The 278-nt window shown below is 51.8% G+C and carries 1 protein-coding gene; it reads right to left on the reverse strand.

Annotated features, from left to right (window positions below; genetic code table 11):
• Positions 1-61: 61 nt before the first annotated feature.
• Positions 62-278 (reverse strand): helicase-related protein (locus Q4563_RS19485; protein WP_303605694.1); only part of this gene is annotated, 217 nt, incomplete at its 5' end.

Raw genomic sequence — 278 nt, forward strand, 5'->3', positions numbered from 1 at the left:
GTATAAAAAAGGACGCCATTGGCGTCCTGTTGTGGTGTTACAAGCCAGGGGACAGCCACATTTATATCTGTTTTAACGGCAGCTTGGCACCCAGATATTTTTCCAGGTCTGGCAAGGCAAAAGCATCGTCTTCAGACACCAGACTGATGGAAATACCTTTGGCTCCGGCACGGCCTGTACGGCCGATACGGTGAACGTAGTCTTCCGAGTCTTCCGGCAAGGTGTAGTTAAACACATGGGAAACGCCGTCAACGTGAATTCCCCGGCCAGCCACATCG

The sequence above is a fragment of the Gilvimarinus sp. 1_MG-2023 genome, from assembly GCF_030548285.1.